This window comes from Anabaena sp. PCC 7938 (assembly GCF_049315035.1).
Taxonomy (GTDB): domain Bacteria; phylum Cyanobacteriota; class Cyanobacteriia; order Cyanobacteriales; family Nostocaceae; genus Anabaena; species Anabaena cylindrica.
Genome location: NZ_CP186034.1, coordinates 1,305,407 through 1,319,251, shown reverse-complemented (window position 1 = coordinate 1,319,251; position 13,845 = coordinate 1,305,407). Strand labels below are relative to the sequence as shown.

The window sequence follows — 13,845 nt, the reverse complement described above, 5'->3', positions numbered from 1 at the left end:
ATTCATAATTCTTTATCATTATGGGAGGCTTGCCAAAGTTGGTAAATAAAATGATTGAGTTGCTGTTGAGCAACTGTATTAACGTCAGCTTTTGCTTCCTTGGGTAAAAGTTGACTCAATAGACCAATGACTTCTGTATCCATTGCCGCCTGAAATAACTTGATAGGCCACAATAAGTCAGATGCATCTCGCAAATCGGTGATTAGTGGTGTTTCGTGGCTAAAGTTAGCCAAAAGCAAAGGACGCACCCAGCACAAATTACGAGAAATTATAACTTGAACGACTTCAGCATAAAGATTTCTGTCGCTATAATTTAAACGAACAATCTGTCCCGGTTGAAAGTTAGGGCTAATATCCATTTTCTTAATTTTAAAAGTAATACTAGTGTAGTATTATGATAAAGCTTGAATTTGTATAGTTTTTAGCGTCAGCAACAGCCAGACAGCAAAATTTTTTGCCTGGAATTAAAACAGAAATGTTATAAGATTAAGTAAACAACTGTTAAGCAGAAGCTCAACAGAGACCGTATTGCAGTAAATCAAGTATAAAAGAGCAAAGAGTAGTGTCAGTCGAAACCATTGAGAAGCGTTCCACATCCCGCAAGCTCGCGCCTCAGTATCGCGTTTTGCTCCATAACGACGACTACAACTCCATGGAGTATGTGGTTCAAGTACTAATGACAACTGTGCCGAGCATTACCCAACCTCAAGCTGTGAGCATCATGATGGAAGCTCATAGTAATGGGTTAGCCTTAGTTATTACTTGCGCTCAAGAACCAGCAGAGTTCTATTGCGAAACATTAAAAAGTCATGGATTGAGCAGCACCATTGAACCTGATGAATAGTAATTGATCATTGGTCATTAGCAGTATAGTGTTGACTGATGATAATTGACTAATCTTCCATGATGAAAATTAATTTAGAACAACTAGCCCAGTACCCCGTCCTTGTCAGACTGGGTTGTTTTATACTGGCTTTGTTGTTATTATGGCTACCTTTTGCAGCACCGATATATTTACTCGTGGAAGATACTAATTTAGAAAGTATCTTGACAATGGTACTACTTTATGTACAGTTTATTTTTTTGGTCAAGCTATGGGGTAAGCGAGTCTATCAACAGCCTCAGATATTAACTCACTATGGTTTAGAGTTTTCACGGCAAAACGGCGTAAATTTTGTTCAAGGTTTGGCTATTGGATTAATTAATATTTTAATTGTATTTGGTGTACAGGGCTTATTCGGTTGGTTGGTATGGCAACAACCCAAAGTTTTTTTATTGAAAATAGTTGTAGAAGGTTTACTAGTTGGGTTTGGTGTTGGTTTTGCTGAGGAATTATTATTTCGCGGTTGGTTATTCGATGAGCTAAAAAGAGACTATAGTCTAATTTTAGCAACTTGGACAGATGCTATTTTATTTGCTGTCGCCCATTTTATTAAACCCTTAGAAGCTATTATTCATACTTTGCCACAATTTCCCGCTTTGGTATTATTAGGGTTAACGCAGGTATGGGCAAAAAGTTGGTGTCGAGGGCGTTTGGGTTTACCTATTGGTTTACATAGTGGTTTAGTTTGGGGTTATTACATTATTAATGTGGGAGAATTAACAAAGCATTCGGGGGTAGTTCCTGACTGGGTGACAGGTGTGAATAATAATCCTTTACAGGGAGTAATGGGGGTGTTATTTATGGGTGTAATGGCTTGGTGGATGCGAGGGAGAAGTATTAAATTTCATGATGATTAGATATCTTGATTATTTTATTCAATACCTTGACCATTTTTTGTAGGTTAGGTTAAGCAACAGCGCAACCCGACGCATTTGTTGGGTTATGTCTCCGGCACACTACGTGTTCACGCAGTGTCCCGCAGGGATACGTTCCATTGCTCCGCAACGCTGACGCGAACAACCCAACCTACAAATCAAAACTTAAAAAAGGTGGCGAAGATAAGTTACAATCATCGTTTTTTTAGTGAAATGGTATCACCAGATTTTTCTATTTATTGGGTGTTGCAAAAACACGCCAAATAATAAATACAGTAATCCCTATATATGAGAATACAGTCAGCCATTCTTGCCAACGTGATATATCATCCATAAGCAAAAAGAAGGATCAAGAAACAGCTTCCAGAATTGTACCTACCAAACACGCCCGATCTAAATTAACTCCGTTCAAATTTGCAGCTTCTAACTCTGCACAAAGTAAGTTAGCCCCTGTTAAATTCGCCCCGGCTAGGTTTGCACCCCGCAAGTCTGCTTCTTCGAGGTTAGCTTCACTCAATAATGCTCCTTGTAAATCAGCCCGGCTTAAATCTGCACCTTTAAGATTTGCCCCTGTGAGGTTTGCACCGCGTAATTCAGCACTTCGTAAGTCAACACCTTGCAAGTTGACACTCATTAAATTAGCACCACTTAAGAAAGCACCAGCCAAAGTAACATCGCTGAGTGTTGCACCCATCAAGTTAGCACCCCGCAAATTACTACCCCGCATATCAGCATTGCTTAAGTCTGCTTGCATCAAATTTGCTCCCATGAGGTTAGCCCGCAAGTCAGTTTCTTGGAGGTTAGCGCCCATTAAATTCGCACCTTCAAAATGTGCGCCTTCGAGTTTAGAACCATTAAAGTTAGTGCCAACTAGGGTTGCACCGGCTAAGTTGACGCGGCTTAAATCTATTTGGGATAGTTCCTCGTCTTCTAAATCTGCTCCTGGGAGTTGTTTGATTTTTCCTAATCTAATGGCTTCAATATTCATTTGCTGTAATTACTTATCTGCTCACTACTTTTGCTATGGCTGTCCCATCGTGAATCAAGTAACCACATACCACTACTGACTTTAGCTATCATTAGGGGTAAGTCGAGTCCCTGTTGTAAACCCATGACTAATAAAGTTAGGGTATCTACAAGTTTAGGGTCGAAGCGGGTAGATTGTTGCAGTCTGCACTCATCTAAAGCTTGAGCAAATATATCTTCTCCGCTTTTATCTGAGTATTTTTGCTGATTGACTCGCAACTGAAAATCTGATGCTAACGCTAAGATTCTCGATTCTAGGGGAATTTCATCTCCAACTAAACCGGCTGGTTCTCCTGTGCCGTTCCACCACTCAGTTTGGTGAGTGATAATTTGGGCAACTGCTCGTAATCGTGGCATTGTCCGTAATACTTGTACTCCTGGGATTAAGGGACAGGTGAGGGGACAACTGGGGGCATTTTCTTGGTAGCTGGTGGATGTGCTGCGAACGAGAATGCTTTCAGCATTTTGTAGTGGATCTATGCGGTGTAATAACCCTGCTAGACGCAATCTCTTAATTTGCCATGCTGGTAAGTCTAACAACTGACCGATTGTTTCTGAAAGTGCCACGACTTCTGCTGCGGCTTGGGGGTTGCTGATATTTGCTAAATCCATTAGTTGCGCCATCCGCAAAAATGCCTGGATTTCGTTAGAAACCAAGTTGCGATCTAGGGCTTTTTGTTGTAGGGCTGCGGGGAGGGTTAATTTTTCTTGTCCTGCTTGTAGGTAATCGACGACGCGGGAAACAACTGCACTTAGATCTTTTGGTGGGGTGATAGAAGCTTGAATTGCTTGTTTATGGGTGCTGAGTTTGGTTGCTAATTCTGGGTTGTATTTTTGAATGTGAGCGATCGCTATTTCTGCTGTCTCACTCACTAACTCTGGTTCAAATGTCCACAAACCATAAAATTTACGTTCTAAATCTGATCCTGGTAAACCACCAATTCCATAATCAGCCTCAGATAATTCTTGACAAATTACCATTGCTGTGTATTCAGGTGATAAAATAATTAAATGCCATTCCTGCTCTACAGGATCACCTGCGGCGATAGCTACTAAATCAACATTGGGTAACTGACTAGTAGTGTGTTCTGCGAAGCCTGCATCAGCAGATGCCATAATCGCAATTCCACGGCTACGCTTGGCAATATCTGCGTATCTATTAGCTTCCTGCAAATACCATTTACCCTTTTGAAATGCTGTTATTACTAAAGGCGCACCATCATCAGTTAAAATATGGTCTTCCAGGGCATGACACAGCGAGACGAGGGTATTTTTGTAGTACACACCAAAATGAACCGGTCTGTTACTATGACGATGCGCTACTTCTAGTTTTTGGAGAATTGAACCTTCTAGCATGAATTTTGGTGAAAATAATCGCAGAGGATGGGAGAGGGACAATTAAAAGTTCAAAATGTCTCCATACTCCCTGGTTTTCTATGATACGCCTGCCAGATGTTTCTCTTTGGTTTCAATGGGCGCAGAAAGTGCTGTTTCTAACTCAGCACACCCTAATTTTTCTTCTAAGATGTTCATAACTTCGCGTCCGAAGTCGTTGGGGTTACGTTGCCAAGCTTGTAAACAGACTTCTCCGAAAAATGAACCTAGTGGTTCAGGGTTCCACAGAAGTTTTTTAGCTGTCCAGGGCATCAAACTCATTGGATCATACCCTGGTTTGAGGATACCTTCTTTAAAGGCATATTCTTCTAAATGGGTATGAGGTTGTAGTCCAATAAAGAAAATGGCAGGTTCTACTTTATCAGCACCGAAAATCCGTTCTAATTCTCGGTGATAAGCGATCGTTTGGCGAATGGTTTCGTGACGTTCATCAATGACATTAAAAGAGTAATTGACGGAAACCAAGTCATTGAAACCTGCGGCTTTTAAATCACGACAGTTTTGTAAAACAGTTCGCAGATTATACCCCATCCGCATTTTTCGCACCAATTCTTGAGAACCGCTAGTAATACCGATTTCAAAGTAGTTCATCCCTGTTTTTGCCATCAAGTCACACAACTCTGGAGTTAAGTTGTCTGCTCTGATGTATGCTGCCCAGTTTATATCTGTCATGCCAGAATCGACAATCTTTTGTAATAGTTCTATAGCATCGTCGATATATTTGCGTGCAGGAATAAATTGAGCATCAGTAAACCAGAAGTTGCGAATGCCGCGATTATATAATTGGCGCATCTCAGCCACAACTTCATCGGCTGGGTTGATGCGTACCTGTTTACCTTCAACAACAGTATAAACGCAATAACAGCAGTTATGAGGACAACCACGCTTGGTTTGAACACCAACATAGAAATCTTGATCTTGCAGGTAATAATTAAATTCCGGCCAGATATTTTCTATGTAGTCATAGTTACAAGCCGTTTTTTCTAAGGGTGTGGGTTGTTCGTGGATCAAACGTTCTCGTGGTTGATTTTCTCCCACTACATAACAACGTTCATCTCGAAACTCTTGTCCACCTAAGAATTTTGTTAGTAAGGTTTCTCCTTCACCGACAGAGATGATTGTCCCTGGCGGTAAGCTTTTGCCCAACTGTTGATAAAATACGCTGACTGCACCACCACCCAAAACTACACGTGCTTGAGAGTGATATTTTTGGGCGCGAGCTAAACCACGTTTAACTAAGCCCAAATTGCGCCACAACTCTACATAATAGGCAATGAAGATGCGTAAACCGCCTAATGCTCCACGCAATTTGATGAGTGGGTTTTTGGCATAGTAAAATTCAAAGGCGTTTTGCAGAGGGTTTCCACCGCGTCCACCGACTGGAGCATATATTTGAATATCGCGCCAAGAAAAGACTAGGAGTGTGGGTTTAAATTCATCAATACAGGTATCTAGGGCAGTAGCATAATCTAAAGGTGGTACTGTGCCTAAATCAAAAATCCGCTGTTCAATATTGGGAAACAGCTTGTGGACGTGATCAGAAAGATAAACAACCCCAATGGGAAAGATAGGGTTACAGGGAAGGCGAACGTAAAGAATGCGGTTTTCCGTCATAATGTTTTAACTTCCATCTTGCCGATTTTTGAGGTGGAACCTACGGAAAAATCTGTTTTAAACTGTGGTTTTTTTAGTTTACTGAAATTACCCATATTTTGCTTGACATTTAAGCAAATTCTTGGTATCGAAACATTTGATGTTAGTAAAATTGCAAAAGTCTAAATCTACTGTGCATAAAATTATGAAAAATTATACATAGAGATAGACTATATGAGGAAAAATTTCATATAGCTTTACCATAACATTGAGTTTATTTATTAAGCGATTTTTTTCGTTTGTAATTCTCTGAGATAGATGATATGGGAGGGAACAGGAAGTAAGGGTTAGGGAGTAGTGAGCAGGTTGGCAAGTCCTGGGATGATAAATTTGAAAAAAATGGGATATGGTCAGGAAATTTTTATAAATAAAGACATAACTTTAGATAGAAATAATGCAGAAAATTTCAGTTGGTAGTCGGAGTTACAGCAACTGGGGATCGGGCGATGTTAGTTTTGCCTATGTAATGTAGAATTGTGGCGTAAAAGCTCCTCAGCAGTTATGGCTCAAATATTAGATCCTCTACCACCGGAGCAATCGGGGAAGTTTCTCTGCTGCTACGTCAATGCCACGAGTAAAATGCAGGTGGCTCGCATCTCCAATATTCCTAACTGGTACTTTGAAAGGGTTGTGTTTCCTGGACAACGGCTAGTTTTTGAAGCCCCGAAAGAAGCTCAGATGGAGATTCATACGGGAATGATGGCAAGTTCAATTTTATCGGATACAATACCGTGTGATCGCCTGGCTATCAGTGAACTTACTAGCGATGGATGTGATGATACAGATTCTTTAGAAGAAAAAAAACCGATAAATACCACTTCTATGGGTTCTTCCATAAATACAAAAATTGGAGATACTACAAAACCCCTACAAATCATAGGATTAGCATCGGTTGATTGAAAAAAATTTTTCTCAATTTTTAGGGTTGCTGAGTTCAGCAGCCTTTTTTATTTAGAGTAGTCCAAATACAGCAGAATTCAGGAGTCAGGAGTCATGAGTAAAACTGGCTTTATGTATAGGTTTCAATTTAGATTTTGTACCTCCTAACTACGCAAGCTGCTGTAAAAAAATGCCCAATTGTCATTGCGTAGGCGTAGCCTTCCCGTAGGGTAATTACAAGTTATGGATCTGCAATTAAAGATTTAGCAATTCCTCACCAAGCCTCGGAAGTCAGCAATACAGTTACAATTAGCCAGGGCATTACTACCCAAATACCTACCTCTGACACATTATCAGCCAACTTGGTCGAACAAGCAGATCAAGCACTCTACCGCGCCAAGTAAATGGGGCGTAATCAGTCTATAATTTTTTCCCTTTAAAGGAAAGTATTCCTTTATTAAACTCTGTTATGAATCTACCTTCTTTTCTCTGGTTGTGGAAAATAGCCGCATGGTCTATGGGACTGTCACTATTAGCATATCTATTTTTAGCAATTACTGGTATTTGGATGTTTAGAGTGAGAAACACAGGACAATCTCCTTTCAGCATCCCGGTGATAGATGGAAGTAGCAGTATCAGATTACTACACTACATCATTGGCATCACAATGGTTAGTCTAGTGCTGCTACTTCTAGCCGTTGGTATTGTCGGCACTTTAGGTCATTTCGGTTCTTTGGGACACTCATCACACTTAATCGCTGGATTAATAGTCGTAGGATTGGTGTTAATATCAGCTTTTAGTGCCACCCAAATTAGCACGACAAAGCCTTGGGCTAGACCTTTACATATTGGTTTAAATATCTTGTTATTTATAGGTTTTGCTTGGGTTTCTTTAACTGGTTGGACTGTAGTCCAAAAATATTTACCATAGTTGGGTAATTGGTAATTAGTAATTGTTTAGAATAAAAAAGAAAAACTATGAAAATCGAGCCGTGACAGCAAACTTAACCGATACTTCAACTTCTGTTTTTCGTCTGTCTCCCTTGATTAGAATCACTCTGTTGAGTTTATATCTGGTACTCACAGTTCCCTTACCTTTTTTAGCTCAAGCGACAGATGCACCCACACCACCAGCATTATTGTGGTTAGGAATTATCATCGGTTTTGTAGGACTATATGCGGTCTTAACTGAAAGAGTGATAGTAGACGATCAGGAAATTCAAGTAACTTATCCCATTTGGGTTCCGCGCTTCTTTCGCAAAGGTTGGTCTTTACCTTGGTCAGATATTAAAAGTTTAAAACCCCGCACCACTGGTCAAGGGGGTATAATTTATTATTTTCTCAGCCAAGATGGAAAAGCTTATCTGCTGCCAATGCGTGTGGCTGGATTTGCCCGTTTAGTCAAAATTGTACAAACTAAAACAGGCATTGATACCACAGATGTTCGTCCTCTAGCACAACCTTGGATGTATCTCATTTTATTTGGTTGTACTCTACTGCTGTTATTCGTAGATGTTTGGACTATCAATACAGCAATTCTTGGTAATTCGTAATTCGTAATTCGTAATTCGTAATTCGTAATTCGTAATTCGTAATTCGTAATTCGTAATTCGTAATTCGTAATTCGTAATTCGTAATTCGTAATTCGTAATTCGTAATTCGTAATTTTCTCCTCTGCCCCTCTGCCCCCTATTCCCCTTGGATAATTTGACTGCAAAAACCGTACTCAGACTTGAGCAAGTTAATTTATCTGCAAACCTCAAAAGTCAGACTCAGAGAAATTTACCGGGATATTCCATTTTACAGGATATTTCATTTGAGGTCTTTGCAGGCGATCGCATTGCCATTGTCGGTACTGCTGGTGCTGGTAAAACTTCCTTATTGCGTCTTCTCAACCGTCTCACTGAACCCACTAGCGGTAAAATTCACCTTGAAAATCAGGAATATCGGCAAATTCCCATTATTCAAATCCGTCAACAGGTAACACTTGTACAGCAAGAAATTAAGTTGTTGGGGATGACAGTTAGGGAAGCCTTGGCTTATCCTTTAGTTTTGCGTGGTTTGTCTAAGCAGAAAATTCAGGAACAAGTCGGTTATTGGCAAGAACAACTGCAAATTCCTGAAGAATGGTTAGGACGCACTGAAGTACAACTTTCAGCCGGACAGAGACAATTAGTAGCGATCGCTCGTGCCTTAGTCATCCAACCTAAAATCTTACTACTAGACGAGCCTACCAGCGCCTTAGATACTGGCAAAGCTTCCCTTTTGATGGACATCCTCACCCAACTAACTCAAACCCCTACAACTTCAATTTTGATGGTAAATCACCAGCTTGACCTAGCCCAAGAATTTTGCACCCGTTTATTACATCTCCAGCAAGGTCAACTATTGGCAAACCAATCAACCTCTGAGCTAGACTGGGAGAACTTAAAAGCCCGTTTAATAGAAGCTGAAAATCAAGCATCTCAGGAATGGATTTGAATCGAAAAAAGGAGATAGGGTAATGGGCATAAAATCACCAATCACCGATTACCCAGGACCAATTACCCATTTAAGAGATTTGAGTCGCAAGTGTTGAACGTGGATTACTGAATCTCTCTTTAGCTAACTTTGTTTGTGATTGCGGAACATTAGCATTCAAAGTTTCCATGTTAAATCGGTATCCCACATTGCGGATAGTTTGGATTAAGCTGGGTTGTCTCGGATCAAGTTCCACTTTTTTCCGCAGTGATAAAACGTGAGTATCAATGGTACGCGGATTATCAATAGCGTCAGGCCAAGCACGACGCAGTAATTCCGACCTACTCAAAGGTACTCCCCCAGCTTGCGCCAAAACATACAGCAAACTAAATTCTTGGGGTGTTAAGTCGATAAACTCCCCTTGAAAACGGACTCGGCGCTGTACCAAATCTATTTGCAAAGTGCCATAATCCAAGTAAGCTGGTGCAGTGGGTGTGCGGTTACGTCGAATCAACGCCTCTACCCTAGCCAAAAACTCTTGCATTCCAAAAGGTTTGCTCAAGTAATCATCTGCTCCTGCCTTTAAGCCAGCGACAATATCAGCTTCATTGTTTCGGGCAGATAGCATGAGAATTAGAGGCTGTTGCTGACGATTCAACCAATGGCAAAATTCAATACCGTCGCCATCAGGCAAATCCGCATCTAGAATCACTAGCGTCGGTTGATGGCTTAGAAACACTTCCCTTGCTTGATAAATGCTGGCGGCTTGATGTACTCGGTATTCCAGTTGTTGCAAGTGCCAACCAAGCAACGACCTCAGATGGGGATTCCCCTCAACGATTTCAATACAAACCGAACCCACAGTGGCAAGACCCCTTAGCGTCGATGACTCTCAAATTAACAATCTCAAGCCTAAGGTTTTGTAGCCTTTGTTACTTCAACTGATATAATCTTCACATTCATCCATACAAAACCTTGCAATAAATTTAATTTTCCCTTTATCTACCGCCAAATTAGCAATATTCTTAATTTTTATGTGAAACTTATCAAAGTTTTTTTAATGGTAAGTTTGGAAAACTATTTTTAGGCTAGTCAAAAGCTATCTGAAATGTCTATCAGCCGCAGGGTACAGATTATACTTTGTACTGATTATAAACTTTAATCACAAGCATAAATCAAGCTATTAACAACCAAAATCATAAAAATAAGTTACCAACTAATCATATTTTAGCTTTTTTGGCATAGGATGTAATTAAGTTTTTAGCAAATGAGGGGTCAGACCCAACGTTAAAATCTTAACTTTGGGTTAATACTTAAGGAGGAAGTCATACTTCATTTTCGAGCGTGAATCATTTACAATTCTCATTCCCACGAGATTAATACAGCAGTTATGCTCCAAGACACACAAACCATCCGCTATTACCAAAGACTTACCGACGCCTTCGTCGAGTTATGGAATCGCGGTTATCGTATGGATGATATGCGGATGTATTTGGATGGGTATCTAGCCGCACTAAGACAGGGTAACGCTATAGATGCCTACTTGATTCATCGCTTAGAGGAGGAAGCAAGCCGCTACCTGTACGATGCTTCAAACTTTGCCATGACCCAACCAGAGCCAGAACGACAACATGGATACTACTGAACAAAGGTAGATTGATCGGTAACAATCCTGTATTGCCGCAGATGATCATAGCATATTTTTTGTATTGGTCAACTGTATCCAGAGGTATGGAATTTTGTAAATACTGTAGTTTATAAAGAACATCCCCTCAGTTTCATAACTATAGAGGGGATTTTTGATGGTTTTCAGGTTGGGGACTTCAGTTATCACATGAGATAATTGGCACAAAGTTCTTGCATTCCACAGATTAAATGGTGAAAATTCTAGACTCTACGTTGAGAGAAGGAGAACAAACTCCTGGAATTTATTTTTCTCCAGATGAAAAATTACTAATAGCCCAGTTTTTAGATCAGATAGGAATTGATATTATAGAAGTAGGAAATCCAGTTGTAGATGGCGAAATCACGTTAGCCATAACTAAAATTGCTAAAGCTGGACTCAATGCCAAAATAGGCGCTCATTCACTTTGTCGCATAGATAATGTGCAGAAAGCAATAGACTGTGGTGTAGATTTTTTAGGTGTATTTTTTAGTGTTTCACCACAAAGATTGTATCGTGACTATAACATCAGTTTAGAAAAAGCTATAGATAGAATTGTTGAAGTCATAACTTATGCTAGAAAACAAAAAAATGATTTATTAATTCGATATACACCAGAAGATACAGTGCGCTCACCTATAGAAAATGTGATTTCAGCAGCGAGTGAAGCAGTAAAAGCAGGAGCTAATATCATCAGCATAGCTGATACAACTGGATACACAAATCCATTTCATCCTCAACGAAATATTTATAATTATGTGAAAACTTTGAAAGACGAGCTAGAAAAACGCGATTTATATCCACAAATAGCAGTACATTGTCACAATGATAAAGGTTTAGCTTTGGCAAATGCACTAGATGCCTATAGAGCAGGTGCTGACATTATTGATGTTTCTGTAATGGGTTTAGGCGAAAGAGCAGGAATTGTTGATTTAGCAGAATTATTAATAAATTTGATAGATATGAATGACGAAGTAAATAGTTGGCAACTCAACTATTTAAAGGATTTATATGATTTTGTGAGTGAACATTCTCATATTTCAATTCCTCCTCATCAAGCAATAACAGGTAAAAATGCCTTTACCCACTATGCAGGTGTTCATGTTAAAGCTGTAGCCAAAGATGAGCGTTTATATCAAAGTTTAAGTCCAGATATTCTGGGGATAAAAAGTAGCTTGGCATTAGGGATGCAATCAGGAATTACTGCTGTGGAACTCGCTATTAAGCAGATAGGTAGAGAAGACTTGGCTAAAAATAAAGATTTGGTGGCTAAAATTCTCCAAGAAATTAAAGTAATTTCTAAAAGAGGTACACCTATTGATATTGATAAAGAACTGCCAGAAATTATAGAACGCTGTACTATTAAGCCAATGATGACTTCAAGTTAATGAGCGTAAATTTAATATTTTAATTAGAAAAATTCGATAATAATGCAGGTAATTTGGTTAACTAGATGACATGATAGTAATTTCAAAACCCAAGGAAGAACAATCTCAAGACATAGGAAAAGAAATAAAAAAATCTGGAAAATGGTGGGCAATAGTAGGTATTGGAATTGGTGTATTTATCTTTGCTTTAGATGTTTACATAATTAATCTAGCCCTACCGATTATGGTAGAGTCGCTCCACACTAGCTTTGCAACTATTCAATGGGTGGTTTTGAGTTATCTACTAGCGATCGCAATTTTTGTCCTCAGCGCCGCAAAATTAGGGGATATGTGGAGCAAAAAACAACTCTACATTATGGGATTAATCGTATTTACCCTCAGTTCTCTATTATGTGGAATTGCACCAAATGTAAGCTTTTTAATAGCCTTTCGCGCCCTTCAAGGAATAGGTGCTGCTTTTATTTCAGGACTGGGAACAGCAATGATTGTAGAAGTGTTTCCACCTGAGGAGAGAGGACTGGCTTTAGGTATTAGAGCCGGAATTTTCGGACTGGGAATTATGTTAGGGCCTACAGTCGGAGGAATACTAATTAATTTATGTGGTTGGCCTTTAATCTTTTTAATCAATGTGCCAATTGGGATTATCGCCTGTTTAATAGTAGCCTATCTTGTACCTCCTTCTGTTGTCGGTGCAATTAAACAAAGCTTTGATGTCATTGGCACATTAATTCTTACCCTAACTTTAACTAGTTTTACACTTGCTATCACCTTATTACAAAATGAAGGATTTGGCTCTAATACAGCTTTTAATTTGCTGGTTTTATCTGCTATTAGTTTTACCTGTTTTTTATTGACAGAAGCCAATTTACCAGAACCAATGCTAGATTTGAATATTTTTAAATCTCTAGATTTTAGTCTTGGCTTAGGGCTGCGTTTTCTGGGTAATTTCGTGATGGCAGGAGTTATCTTTCTGCTACCTTTTTTTCTGAAATTGGTTAAGCAATATCCCACTGAGCAAGCAGGTTTACTATTAGCAGTACCGCCGATTATTATTGTATTGACAGCACCAATTGCGGGGATTTTATCAGACAATTATGGCTCTCGAATAATTAGCTTAATTGGATTAGTCTTAATGGCGATAGGATGCTTGATCATCAGCACATTTGATACTGAATTAACTATACTTAACTACATTATTGAGATTATTCCCTATGGATTAGGAGTGGGAATGTTTCAATCTCCTAACAACAGCGCCATTATGGGGGCTGCACCACAAGAACGGTTAGGCATTGCTTCGGGTTTGTTATCCTTATCACGGATATTGGGACAGACAGCAGGTGTGCCATTAGTAGGGGCTGTCTTCTCTTTTGTGATTATTACCAATGCTAAACTGACATCAAATATAGATATTACTAATGCACCTATTGACTCATTAGTATTTGCCACCCAAATTACCTTTCGGGTTGTGGCTGCTCTGTTGTTGATTTCGACAATATTTGCAGTTTTGTTATGGTGGCTAGAAAAAAAGAATTGGATATTTTCATACCCTAACCCACGAAAAAGCCCCTGAAAAAGGGAAAATTCCTAATTTTCAAGGGCAGTAAAAGTGAATGAATTGAAAAA

The 13,845-nt window shown here is 39.4% G+C and carries 15 protein-coding genes; 10 read left to right on the top strand and 5 right to left on the bottom strand.

Annotation, left to right across the window (positions count from 1 at the left end):
• Positions 1 to 2: 2 nt before the first annotated feature.
• Entirely contained in the window at positions 3 to 359 is a 357-nt protein-coding gene (locus ACOWPH_RS06245; protein ID WP_015214562.1) for a hypothetical protein, read from the bottom strand.
• A gap of 203 nt (positions 360 to 562) precedes the next feature.
• Here ACOWPH_RS06245 and clpS point away from each other — a divergent pair, with 203 nt between their 5' ends.
• Entirely contained in the window at positions 563 to 844 is a 282-nt protein-coding gene (clpS, locus tag ACOWPH_RS06240; protein ID WP_015214561.1) for an ATP-dependent Clp protease adapter ClpS, read from the top strand.
• A 62-nt stretch (positions 845 to 906) separates the two neighbouring features.
• Positions 907 to 1,740, top strand: coding sequence for a CPBP family intramembrane glutamic endopeptidase (locus ACOWPH_RS06235; protein ID WP_042465972.1), 834 nt, complete (start codon positions 907 to 909; stop codon positions 1,738 to 1,740).
• 367 nt (positions 1,741 to 2,107) lie between these two features.
• Here ACOWPH_RS06235 and ACOWPH_RS06230 read toward each other — a convergent pair whose 3' ends face one another.
• The 3 genes from ACOWPH_RS06230 to ACOWPH_RS06220 form a co-directional block, all read right to left on the bottom strand.
• Positions 2,108 to 2,746: a pentapeptide repeat-containing protein gene (locus tag ACOWPH_RS06230; RefSeq protein ID WP_015214559.1), complete on the bottom strand. Its 639-nt coding sequence runs from the start codon at positions 2,744 to 2,746 to the stop codon at positions 2,108 to 2,110.
• Positions 2,743 to 4,140 carry a DICT sensory domain-containing protein gene (locus ACOWPH_RS06225; protein ID WP_015214558.1) on the bottom strand — a complete coding sequence of 466 codons (1,398 nt, stop codon included), beginning with the start codon at positions 4,138 to 4,140 and terminating at the stop codon, positions 2,743 to 2,745. The genes ACOWPH_RS06230 and ACOWPH_RS06225 overlap by 4 nt, the downstream gene beginning before the upstream one ends.
• 78 nt (positions 4,141 to 4,218) lie before the next feature.
• Complete coding sequence (locus ACOWPH_RS06220; protein WP_015214557.1) at positions 4,219 to 5,793, bottom strand: photosystem II high light acclimation radical SAM protein; 1,575 nt, start codon at positions 5,791 to 5,793, stop codon at positions 4,219 to 4,221.
• A gap of 540 nt (positions 5,794 to 6,333) precedes the next feature.
• Between ACOWPH_RS06220 and ACOWPH_RS06215 the strand changes: the two genes are divergently transcribed.
• From ACOWPH_RS06215 to ACOWPH_RS06195, 5 genes are all read left to right on the top strand, one after another.
• Positions 6,334 to 6,732: a DUF1830 domain-containing protein gene (locus ACOWPH_RS06215; protein WP_015214556.1), complete on the top strand. Its 399-nt coding sequence runs from the start codon at positions 6,334 to 6,336 to the stop codon at positions 6,730 to 6,732.
• A 212-nt stretch (positions 6,733 to 6,944) separates the two neighbouring features.
• A complete protein-coding gene (locus ACOWPH_RS06210; protein WP_081593744.1) occupies positions 6,945 to 7,115 on the top strand; it encodes a diguanylate cyclase domain-containing protein in 171 nt (56 codons plus the stop codon).
• 65 nt (positions 7,116 to 7,180) lie between these two features.
• A complete protein-coding gene (locus ACOWPH_RS06205) occupies positions 7,181 to 7,642 on the top strand; it encodes a DUF4079 domain-containing protein (protein WP_015214555.1) in 462 nt (153 codons plus the stop codon).
• Positions 7,643 to 7,703: 61 nt separating this feature from the next.
• Positions 7,704 to 8,264 carry a hypothetical protein gene (locus ACOWPH_RS06200; protein ID WP_015214554.1) on the top strand — a complete coding sequence of 187 codons (561 nt, stop codon included), beginning with the start codon at positions 7,704 to 7,706 and terminating at the stop codon, positions 8,262 to 8,264.
• A 145-nt stretch (positions 8,265 to 8,409) separates the two neighbouring features.
• Positions 8,410 to 9,192: an ABC transporter ATP-binding protein gene (locus ACOWPH_RS06195; RefSeq protein WP_015214553.1), complete on the top strand. Its 783-nt coding sequence runs from the start codon at positions 8,410 to 8,412 to the stop codon at positions 9,190 to 9,192.
• A gap of 70 nt (positions 9,193 to 9,262) precedes the next feature.
• Here ACOWPH_RS06195 and ACOWPH_RS06190 read toward each other — a convergent pair whose 3' ends face one another.
• Positions 9,263 to 10,033 (bottom strand): response regulator transcription factor, encoded by a 771-nt coding sequence (locus ACOWPH_RS06190; protein WP_015214552.1) that lies wholly within the window; start codon positions 10,031 to 10,033, stop codon positions 9,263 to 9,265.
• A 528-nt stretch (positions 10,034 to 10,561) separates the two neighbouring features.
• On the opposite strand from ACOWPH_RS06190, the gene ACOWPH_RS06185 reads away from it, so the two are divergent.
• From ACOWPH_RS06185 to ACOWPH_RS06175, 3 genes are all read left to right on the top strand, one after another.
• Entirely contained in the window at positions 10,562 to 10,816 is a 255-nt protein-coding gene (locus ACOWPH_RS06185) for a DUF6761 family protein (protein ID WP_015214551.1), read from the top strand.
• 230 nt (positions 10,817 to 11,046) lie between these two features.
• Positions 11,047 to 12,222: a LeuA family protein gene (locus tag ACOWPH_RS06180; RefSeq protein WP_015214550.1), complete on the top strand. Its 1,176-nt coding sequence runs from the start codon at positions 11,047 to 11,049 to the stop codon at positions 12,220 to 12,222.
• 70 nt (positions 12,223 to 12,292) lie between these two features.
• A complete protein-coding gene (locus ACOWPH_RS06175) occupies positions 12,293 to 13,792 on the top strand; it encodes an MFS transporter (protein WP_015214549.1) in 1,500 nt (499 codons plus the stop codon).
• Positions 13,793 to 13,845 lie beyond the last annotated feature (53 nt).

Coding starts and splice junctions, on each gene's coding strand:
- ACOWPH_RS06235 (WP_042465972.1), top strand. CDS start 907: ATGAAAATTAATTTAGAACAACTAGCCCAGTACCCCGTCCTTGTCAGA.
- ACOWPH_RS06245 (WP_015214562.1), bottom strand. CDS start 359: ATGGATATTAGCCCTAACTTTCAACCGGGACAGATTGTTCGTTTAAAT.
- ACOWPH_RS06185 (WP_015214551.1), top strand. CDS start 10,562: ATGCTCCAAGACACACAAACCATCCGCTATTACCAAAGACTTACCGAC.
- ACOWPH_RS06230 (WP_015214559.1), bottom strand. CDS start 2,746: ATGAATATTGAAGCCATTAGATTAGGAAAAATCAAACAACTCCCAGGA.
- ACOWPH_RS06215 (WP_015214556.1), top strand. CDS start 6,334: ATGGCTCAAATATTAGATCCTCTACCACCGGAGCAATCGGGGAAGTTT.
- ACOWPH_RS06220 (WP_015214557.1), bottom strand. CDS start 5,793: ATGACGGAAAACCGCATTCTTTACGTTCGCCTTCCCTGTAACCCTATC.
- ACOWPH_RS06180 (WP_015214550.1), top strand. CDS start 11,047: ATGGTGAAAATTCTAGACTCTACGTTGAGAGAAGGAGAACAAACTCCT.
- ACOWPH_RS06175 (WP_015214549.1), top strand. CDS start 12,293: ATGATAGTAATTTCAAAACCCAAGGAAGAACAATCTCAAGACATAGGA.
- ACOWPH_RS06225 (WP_015214558.1), bottom strand. CDS start 4,140: ATGCTAGAAGGTTCAATTCTCCAAAAACTAGAAGTAGCGCATCGTCAT.
- ACOWPH_RS06205 (WP_015214555.1), top strand. CDS start 7,181: ATGAATCTACCTTCTTTTCTCTGGTTGTGGAAAATAGCCGCATGGTCT.